We start from the raw sequence: 8,123 nt of genomic DNA, 5'->3' as shown, positions 1-8,123 counted from the left end.
GGAATACTCCATCCTGTTGATATTTATCATCGTGGTGGTTATCCTTCTGGCAGTATTCGTTTCATGGCAAACTGCTGTGGCATTTATTTCAGGTGCGTTTCTTTCCATGCTGGCAGGTTACTTTGGCATGAATTCGGCCACGCTGGCTAATGTCAGAACCGCTAACGCCGCTTCCGAAAAAGGTCAGGCTTCCGCTCTCACGATCGCTTTTTCGGGCGGTGCGGTGATGGGGATGTCTGTGGCCGCTTTAGGCCTTCTCGGCCTGGGCGTGTTCTTCTACATCTGGGGCAAACCGGAGACGGTTCCGGCAATTACCGGATTTGGAATGGGCGCCTCCTCGATCGCGCTTTTCGCTCGTGTCGGCGGTGGTATTTTCACCAAGTGTGCCGATGTCGGTGCTGACCTGGTCGGTAAAGTTGAAGCCGGTATTCCCGAAGACGATCCCCGTAATCCGGCGGTTATAGCCGATAACGTAGGTGACAATGTCGGTGATGTGGCCGGTATGGGCGCCGACCTGTTCGAGTCCTACGTCGGTTCTGTGATCGCCACAATCGCGCTGGGTGCTTCAGGTGCGGCTACGTACCTCAGCAATACCGGTAGCAGCATGAATCTGATGGCGTTGCCACTGCTGGTCGTGATGGCAGGAATCGTGGCGTCTATGCTGGGTGTGCTCTCGGTCAGGCTTTTCTCTAAAATGAATCCGGCGGCAACACTTCGTATCGTGACCTATGTCGGCGCATTGATTATGCTCGTTGCGACCTATATAATCGTCGACAGGCTGGATTTAAGTACAAATATTTTCTGGGCTGTTCTGGCAGGTAATTTGTGTGGTATCATACTCGGATTGTTGACTGAGTATTATACTGCCGCCAAGCCGATCCGCAAAATCGCTAAGGCCTCTGAAACCGGTCCGGCAACTAATATCATCACCGGCCTGGCAGTCGGGATGGAATCAGTCGCTCTGCCTCTGGTGGTTATAGCGGCCGCGGTTTATATCGGCTACAACCTGGCCGGTCTCTATGGCATCGGTATCTCGGCTGTCGGTATGCTGGCTACTATCGGTGTGACCATGTCGGTCGATGCCTACGGTCCTGTGGCTGACAATGCCGGAGGTATTACCGAGATGGCAGGGCTTGGCAAAAATGTCCGCGCGATTACAGACAAGCTCGACGCTCTCGGCAATACAACAGCCGCTATCGGCAAAGGTTTTGCAATCGGTTCAGCCGCCCTGACCGCTCTGGCTCTGTTCTCGGCTTATTGCGCCGCGGCTCAGGTAAATGTAATCGACTTGAAAGATATTAATGTAGTCGTAGGAATGTTCCTGGGCGGTATTCTACCGTTCTTGATCGCTTCTTTGACCATGACTGCGGTCGGTCGTTCCGCTTTCAAAATGGTTCAGGAGGTCCGTCGTCAGTTCAAAGAGATACCCGGAATCATGGAAGGCAAGAACAAGCCGGATTCACCTCGATGTGTGGCTATCGCAACCACCGGGGCCTTGCAGGAGATGATCCTGCCCGGTCTTCTGGCCGTATTCGTTCCTGTTATCGTCGGCCTCACGCTCGGTAAGGCTGCACTGGGTGGTCTGCTTGCGGGTGCAACCCTGACCGGTGTCTTGATGGCTCTGATGATGTCCAACGGTGGCGGTGCCTGGGATAACGCCAAAAAGTATATCGAAGAAGGTCATCATGGCGGTAAAGGCTCTGAAGCTCATAAAGCGGCCGTGGTCGGAGATACTGTCGGCGATCCTTTCAAAGACACCTCCGGTCCGTCGATGAACATACTGATCAAGCTTATGGCTATGGTTTCGCTGGTTCTGGCCGGTGCGGGTGTGTTCAAGTTCTAATTTAAATACAACTGTTTCAGAATACAGGAGGTCGACTATCGGCCTCCTTTTTTATTGACTTTCTGTGATATAAGTATATAGATAGGTAAACTACGGAAAGGCAGATGGAAAACTATCCTGAAAAGTATCCGGAATTTGAAAGCGAATCATATGTCGAACCGGAAAGACCCGGTTTTGAATTTCGTTACCTGTATGAAATATTAATCAGACCCTCCCAAACATTCAAAAAAATCATTCCAGCCGGTCATGCCTGGGTCTGGCCGTTTTTGATCTACAGTATAATACTTATTCTTTCATCTATCGTTATTTTGAGCTCATACACCGACGATCCATCGCAATTACCGGAAAACTTTCGCTCACTAAATCTCGATAGCGAGACCTTAAAGCTAGCAGTCATTATTTTCACCATGATTTTCACTCCTGTAGTTGCAATTATAACTTTCCTTGTTAGTGCGGGAATATACATGTTTTTTGAGAATCTGATTATGGGGGGCAAGGCTAAATTCAGGGAGGTTATGAACGTAGTCTCGTTTTCTTACATGGTCATGGTACCAAGGCTTATCATTCAAACTCTGTTTGTGTTGGTCGGGGGGAAGGCCTTCGACATCTCGTTTTCTCTGAATGTCCTGTTGTCGTCCGATCTGCAGGGAACCTTCATTTATAATTGGCTCAGCAATTTCGAGTTGTTTCAAATCTGGGTTATTATAGTGATCATCACCGGTCTGTCAGTTCTATATAAGCACTCAAAAGCAAAAACAGCTGTCTGGTTGATTCCCCTTACTCTGATGTGGTGGACTTTGCATGCGCTTGTATCATCCATCAGCATGGAAAACCTGGCACAATAAAATTAAGCTGTCAATTATTTAAATTCTGCAACATATCCCCATAAATTTGTTCTAATATTTATGAGGTTTCAGCAAAGTCGTTGATCTGGTTGATTTTTGAAACATTTTAGTGTAACTTACGTCAATTTAATTCTGATCCGTTTTATGAATTTATTCTGTTAACGGATGTAAATAGTGTGAAACGTGGTTTCAACAGAATATGAATTTGAATTCAGCTTGCGGGCTCTGCCCATAAAAATTTTCAAGAGAACCTGCTTTCCGGGCGGAGTCTGATATTCGTGATTCAGAGGAGGAACCGATGAGCATCGGAATTTTAAAGAAAATCTCGGGTGCAATTTTCTCGATATTGTTAATGCAACTCATCACCGCAGTTCCAGCGACTTCAGAAGATCTACCGCTTCTGACTCTGGAGGAATGCATCGAAAAGGGATTGAATAACGACCCCTCGCTGGTGCAGTCGAAAGCCACTCTGGACCGCGCGGGTAACTCGATGTGGACATCCTATGGCGCATTCCTTCCTTCAATTAGAGTCAGTTCGGATTATAATTATCGATCCAATCCGTTTCCGGGTTATTATGTGGATGTCGAGGTAGCACCGGATTCATTTGCGACTGTGCCTATTTATGTAAACGACAGCTGGGGGCAGTCACTGACTTTGTCTCAAAACCTGTTCAATGGTTTTTCCGATTATTTCAGTCTGAAGTCCAACAAGGCTAACAAAGAAGCCGCAAAAATGAGCTACAGCAACCAGGTCTTGAATACCGTTTACAATATCAAAGTCAACTATTTTGCTGTTCTGAGGGCGATGAAGCTCACCGACGTTCAACGTAAAGCGCTGGAGCGTTCCGAGGAGCAATTGCGAATCACCGAAACTCGCTATGAGCTCGGTTCGGCCGCGTTGTCGGATGTCCTCAAGGCCAGGGTCTCCCATGGTGAGGCGCAGTTGAACCTGATCAGCGCCGAAAACAGCTTCAAAGTGTCTTCGGCCCAGCTTAACTATGCTGTCGGAGAAGATATTTCCCGCAGGTACCGGGTTGACTCTACTGTTACAAAACGCAATGTACACTACACGCTTGAAGGTTCAGTCGATTTCGCCTTAAAAAATAATCCCAAGCTCCACGCCTATCAAAAATCCATGGTGTCATCCAAACACAGCGTCCGCTCAGCCTGGGGGGGATTTCTGCCCAGCCTGGAAGCCTCCTACTCGGCCAGTTGGTTTAATGCCGAGGAATTCGATCTGGGAACCTTTTTTAATGAAAATCACACCTATCGCTATGGGTTGACATTAAGTTTGAATATCTTCGACCAGTTTATAACCAAAAGACAGGTCTCGGATGCCAAAGCGAGCTACAACACCGACCGTTTCAATTACCACAACTATCGCAACGGTCTCCAGCTTGAAATAACCGAGGCATATCTCGAATACGAAAAGGCTCAACTCTCTTTGGAAGTCTCCAACGACAAGCTCGCCTCAGCCCGGGAAGATTACAAACTTGCCAATGAAAAATACTCTCTGGGAGCGGCCACAATCCTTGATCTTCTCGATGCCGAGGTGTCCTTGAAAACTGCCGAAAGAGACGTCATTGAATCAGAATTCGACCTCAACCTGGCTGTCGCATCGCTTGAAAAAGCGATGGGGGTGGACCCGTTTTAGGGGGCAACTGTGGCCGATATCAAATCTAAAGCGAGCCAGCGAACCAAAAAAAGAGGCCGTCGACGGCTGTTAATTATAATCGGTACAATCCTGGTATTAATTATTGTCCTGCTTCTTATCTGTGGCCGGGGTGGTGATGACAGCGTCTATGTCACTACAACGGAGGTCGAAACCGGTGATATCGTGGCCAAGGTCAATGCGACAGGCCGTGTCAAACCGCAGGCCGAGGTCAACATCCAGGCCGAAATCTACGAGATCATAGTGGAAATCCCGGTCGAAGAAGGCGACTCTGTCAAAGCAGGCGACCTGCTGGTTCGTCTCAAGCAGACCTCGTATCAATTCAGTGTCGACAATGCCCGGGCTGATCTCAAAACAGCCCGCGCACAGTTGGAGCAGGCCAGATCTAACCTCGAATACTGGGAGTTCAAGTACGAACTGGCAAAAGACCTGTACAGCAAGGGATCGTCCTCGGAAGAGGAACTGATCTCCATAAAGGACCAGTACAATTCCGCCAAAGCCTCTGTTGAGACCACCCGGCAGGCTGTCAATAAGGCTGAAATCGCCCTCAGCCAGGCGCTCGACTATTTCGAAAAAACCGAGATCGTTTCTCCGATCGATGGAGTGGTGACGGATTTAAATTATGAAGTCGGCGAACGGACCATGATCGCTTCTCCCAATGTGCCCGGAGCGATTATTATGACCGTGGCGGATATGTCCGTTCTGGAAGTCGAGGTTCGTGTCGATGAGACCGATATCAAGAATCTCGAAATCGGACAGGAAGCCGAGGTTGCAATCGATGCTTTCCCGGATACGACATTTGCCGGAATTGTTACCTCGATAGGCTCATCGGCGCAGGTCTCCGGACAGAGCTTTTCTGAACAGATTACGGATTTTCTGGTCAAAGTCGAACTACTCGAAAAATACAAGCATATCAAGCCCAATCTGACAGCTGAAGTCGATATTATAACCGGCCGTGTGTACGATTCCAAATACCTCCCGATCCAGGCGATTGTCGCAGTCGATCAGCTTCCCGGACAGGACAGGAAAAATGACGAATCTGACGATTCCAAGACCGAGCTTTATGAGGGTGTATATCTTTATGACGATGGAACAGCTCATTTTCAACAGGTCGAACTGGGCATTCAGGACCGCACCAATATCCAGATCGTATCAGGGCTTAAAGTCGGCCAGGAAGTGATCAGCGGGCCCTACAGCGCTCTCAGGGAACTCGAACATGGCGATCCGGTAAAAAAGAGATAGAGTGATTAAAGTATGATTGAAACTAAAAATCTGTGGAAAACCTATGTTATGGGTACCCAGGAACTCCACGCCCTCAAGGGTGTCGATGTTCAGATCGAAGAAGGTGAATATGTCGCCATCATGGGGCCATCAGGATCAGGTAAATCGACCTTGATGAACCTGATAGGTTGCCTTGATACTCCCACCAGGGGTGAGTATTTTCTTAACGATGTCGATGTTTCCGCTATGAACGACAATGAGCTGGCGAGGATCCGCAACAAGGAGATCGGGTTCGTTTTCCAGACTTTTAATCTCCTGCCTCGTGCCAACGCATTGCACAATGTCGAACTGCCCCTGATTTACAGCGGAATCGACAGTGGAAGCCGTCGCGAAATGGCTGAAAAAGCACTCACACAGGTAGACCTGCTCGACTGGGCCACTCATCGACCCAATGAACTTTCGGGTGGTCAAAGACAGAGAGTGGCGATAGCCAGAGCCCTGGTGACCAACCCATCGATTATCCTGGCTGATGAGCCGACCGGAAACCTCGACACCAAAACCGGTCTCGAAATCATGAAACTCTTCCGCGAACTAAATGACCGCGGCAACACCTTGGTCATGGTCACTCATGACCCGGAAATCGCTGAATTTGCCGACCGGATAATCAGTATTCGCGACGGTCAAATTGAAACTGAAAAGCAAGGACGCGGTAATACCTCGGGTGTTAGTTAAATGCTTGCGGGTGATTTGGTCAGGCTGTCTTTCGAAGCCCTCAAGGCCCATAAACTTCGCACTTTCCTGACAGTCTTCGGAATCATTATAGGTGTCACTTCGGTAATCGCCATAGTGTCGATCGTGGTTGGCATGAATGTCAAGGTGACCGGTCTGATCAACCAGATGGGCAGTTCGACATTCGTGGTCAGCAAGATGGGTGTCGAGGAGCATTCCTCCTACGAAGCCTGGCGTAAGGCCAGAAAGCGCAAAGATTTCAAAATGCGCGATTTGAACGCATTGCGTGAGTCCTGCGATCATTGCAAAGAGGTCGGGGGTCGCACGATGACTTTCAGGCCGGTCAAATATGCTTCCGAAAAGATCAGAAGCGTGCCGATAGTAGGAGCGACAGCGAATCTGCTTCGAATAACCGATTTCGAAATCGGCCAGGGGCGTGGGCACAACAACTTCGAGGATGATCACTTCGTGCAGGTCACGATTCTGGGAGCTTCCGTAGCAGATGAACTTTTCAAAAATCTCGATCCGATCGGGAAAACTGTCAGGATCGGTTCCCACAAATACGAAGTTATCGGGATTGCTGAACCACGTGGTTCGATTTTGGGAGAGGACCTTGACAATTTTGTTATCATACCAATTACAACGCTGTTGAAGAATTTCGGATCTCACAGATCCATCAATATCCTGGTCAAAGCCCAGTCAGAGGAAACCATCGAAGAGGCCGTCGGCCAGACCCGTGCCATCATGAGAGCCCGGCGAAATGTGTCATTTTCCGAGGAAGACAATTTCGCCATCACGACTTCCGATGACTGGCTCGAATTATATGAAAGTGTTACCGGCACAATTCAAATCGTTGCAATTGCTATCCCTCTGATAGCATTAGTGGTAGCCGGGATAGTGGTCATGAATATCATGATGGTCTCGGTCACAGAACGAACGCGTGAAATCGGTATCCGCAAATCACTCGGGGCCATGAAAAGGCATATCATGCTTCAGTTTTTGACAGAAACCATGATAATGTCGCTGTTTGGAGGTGCGGTCGGAATCGGTCTGGGTATTCTAGCCGCCAAACTTCTCTCAGATGCCGGTGATCTGCCGTTTGTTATCTCCGAGGTGGCTATCCTGGGTGGAGTCTTTATTTCCACTGGGATCGGCCTGTTTTTCGGAGTCTACCCGGCTTACAAGGGCGCTTCTCTGGATCCTGTCGATGCTATGAGGTTTGAATAGATATGCGTCTTGTGGAGATTAAAGAAGGTGTCGTGATCGCCCTGGGATCAATCCGTAGCAATAAACTGCGCTCATTTCTAACTATTCTGGGAGTACTGATCGGGGTTGCGTCTGTAATCGGTATGGTGTCCTTAATTGAAGGCTTCAACCGCGCCGTTACTGGCGAAATCGAAAGTCTCGGTTCTAACCTGATATTCATCTCCCGCTATCCACCCAACACAGATTACGATGAACTCGATGAAGAAGAGCGCAATCGTGAACCGATAACGGCCGCCGAAGCGGAAGAAATTCAGCAACACGCCAGCCATATCGAGGCTGTTTCGCCCCAGAATTATTATCGCAAAAGTGGCGGAAACATCGTCAAGTATTTAGACAATCGCGGTCAAAATCCGCAGATATTCGGTACCTGGTCTGACTATACGAAAGTCAACAGTCACTTTCCGCAGGCCGGGAGATTTTTCACAAGATCGGAAAACCATCATAAAGCCCGGGTTGCAGTTTTAGGCGACGCTCTGGCTGAGGGGCTGTTTGAAGGTATCGATCCAATCGGAAAAGAAATCGTCGTCAACAGTATAAAATTCACAGT

7 protein-coding genes are annotated in these 8,123 nt (G+C 48.7%); all 7 read left to right on the top strand.

All coding sequences use genetic code 11. The features are described from left to right. A partial coding sequence (locus GF404_10605) for a sodium-translocating pyrophosphatase (protein ID MBD3382631.1) occupies positions 1–1,843 on the top strand: 1,843 nt, incomplete at its 5' end. A gap of 104 nt (positions 1,844–1,947) precedes the next feature. After that, positions 1,948–2,688, top strand: a complete 741-nt coding sequence (locus GF404_10600; protein MBD3382630.1) for a hypothetical protein — start codon at positions 1,948–1,950, stop codon at positions 2,686–2,688. Positions 2,689–2,986: 298 nt separating this feature from the next. Next, positions 2,987–4,342 (top strand): hypothetical protein, encoded by a 1,356-nt coding sequence (locus tag GF404_10595; GenBank protein MBD3382629.1) that lies wholly within the window; start codon positions 2,987–2,989, stop codon positions 4,340–4,342. Positions 4,343–4,351: 9 nt separating this feature from the next. Further along, complete coding sequence (locus tag GF404_10590) at positions 4,352–5,602, top strand: efflux RND transporter periplasmic adaptor subunit (protein MBD3382628.1); 1,251 nt, start codon at positions 4,352–4,354, stop codon at positions 5,600–5,602. Between the two features lie 12 nt (positions 5,603–5,614). Continuing rightward, positions 5,615–6,313 carry an ATP-binding cassette domain-containing protein gene (locus GF404_10585; GenBank protein ID MBD3382627.1) on the top strand — a complete coding sequence of 233 codons (699 nt, stop codon included), beginning with the start codon at positions 5,615–5,617 and terminating at the stop codon, positions 6,311–6,313. Beyond that, positions 6,314–7,537, top strand: coding sequence for an FtsX-like permease family protein (locus tag GF404_10580; GenBank protein MBD3382626.1), 1,224 nt, complete (start codon positions 6,314–6,316; stop codon positions 7,535–7,537). Between the two features lie 2 nt (positions 7,538–7,539). Next, positions 7,540–8,123: hypothetical protein (locus GF404_10575; protein MBD3382625.1), on the top strand; the 584-nt coding region annotated here is incomplete at its 3' end.

It is taken from the genome of Candidatus Zixiibacteriota bacterium (assembly GCA_014728145.1).
Classification (GTDB): domain Bacteria; phylum Zixibacteria; class MSB-5A5; order JAABVY01; family JAABVY01; genus WJMC01.
Note: the sequence above shows the minus strand (reverse complement) of the source record. Positions and strands in the feature narration are given on the sequence as shown.

What these genes read in the sequence shown, in the direction of transcription:
- GF404_10595 (MBD3382629.1), top strand. Translation starts at nt 2,987, where the DNA reads ATGAGCATCGGAATTTTAAAGAAAATCTCGGGTGCAATTTTCTCGATA.
- GF404_10580 (MBD3382626.1), top strand. Translation starts at nt 6,314, where the DNA reads ATGCTTGCGGGTGATTTGGTCAGGCTGTCTTTCGAAGCCCTCAAGGCC.
- GF404_10585 (MBD3382627.1), top strand. Translation starts at nt 5,615, where the DNA reads ATGATTGAAACTAAAAATCTGTGGAAAACCTATGTTATGGGTACCCAG.
- GF404_10600 (MBD3382630.1), top strand. Translation starts at nt 1,948, where the DNA reads ATGGAAAACTATCCTGAAAAGTATCCGGAATTTGAAAGCGAATCATAT.